This window comes from Uliginosibacterium sediminicola (assembly GCF_039631295.1).
GTDB classification, from domain to species: Bacteria; Pseudomonadota; Gammaproteobacteria; order Burkholderiales; family Rhodocyclaceae; genus Viridibacterium; species Viridibacterium sediminicola.
Window position 1 is genome coordinate 1 of sequence record NZ_JBDIVE010000026.1, and the last position, 1,232, is coordinate 1,232.

The following is a 1,232-nucleotide window of genomic DNA, read 5'->3' on the forward strand; positions in this document are numbered from 1 at the left end:
TGAATCGCCCCGGGTTTTCTAGACACCCTGAAGCCTTAAACTTTCAGGCTGATGGAGGTGTTTATGAGCAACAAGCGTTACACGGAAGAATTCAAGATTGAAGCGGTCAAGCAGATCACAGACCGGGGTCACAGCGTGGCGGAGGTGTCTGCACGGCTGGATGTGAGCATCCACAGTTTGTACGCGTGGGCCAAACGTTACAGCCTGACACCTCAGGAGCAGCAAACACAAAGTAGTCAGCAAGATGAACTGCGTCGTCTGCGCGCCGAGCTCAAGCGGGTGACCGAGGAGCGCGACATCCTAAAAAAGGCCGCAGCGTACTTTGCCAAGCAGTCCGGGTAAGGTACGCGTTCATTGCAGCCCACAGACACGTCTGGCCGATTCGTCGCATGTGCAAGGTGATGCAAGTGCATCCAAGCGGGTACTACGGCTGGCAAGCACAGCCACACTCTGCGCGTGCGCAGGATGATCAGCGGGTCCAAGGCTTGATCAAGCAGTGCTATCTGGAAAGCGGCGCCGTGTATGGCTATCGCAAGATCACGCGCGACCTGCGTGAGTTGGGCGAGCCCTGTGGCAAGCATCGCGTTGCACGACTGATGCGTCTGGCAGGCTTGAAGTCGCTGACCGGTTATGGTCGTCGTCCCGGTCGTTACGGTGGTCGCCCGGCCAACGTCTCCCCCAACATTCTGCAGCGTGAGTTTGATGTGGCAGAGCCCAACAAAGTCTGGGTAACGGATATCACTTACATCCGTACGCACGAAGGTTGGTTGTACTTGGCGACGGTGTTGGATCTGTTCTCACGGCAAGTGGTGGGTTGGTCGATGAGTGCGCAGATGACGACTGACTTGGTACTCAGTGCATTATTGATGGCGCTCTGGAAGCGTAAGCCTGCCAACGAAGTCCTGGTGCACTCGGATCAGGGCAGTCAGTTCAGCAGTGATGACTGGCAATCGTTTCTGCGCGCACACAAGCTCAAGGGCAGCATGAGTCGGCGCGGAAACTGTCATGACAACGCTGTGGCGGAAAGCTTCTTTCAGTTACTCAAGCGCGAACGCATCAAGCGCAAGATCTACACGACCAGGGACGAAGCACGAAGCGATGTGTTCGATTACATCGAAATGTTTTACAACCCCAAACGCAGACATAACCACGCCGATGGCATGTCTCCGGTAGACTACGAAAAGCAGTACTTCATGAGGCTCGGGACTGTCTAGAAAACCCGGGGCGATTCA

The 1,232-nt window shown here is 55.6% G+C and carries 1 protein-coding gene; it reads left to right on the forward strand.

Annotated elements, in window-relative coordinates; translation table 11 throughout:
• The first annotated feature begins 63 nt into the window (after positions 1–63).
• A protein-coding gene (locus ABDB84_RS19990) for an IS3 family transposase (protein ID WP_345921546.1) occupies positions 64–1,214 on the forward strand; the annotation gives its coding sequence in 2 pieces (ribosomal slippage) (positions 64–310 and positions 310–1,214; 1,152 coding nt in all).
• Positions 1,215–1,232 lie beyond the last annotated feature (18 nt).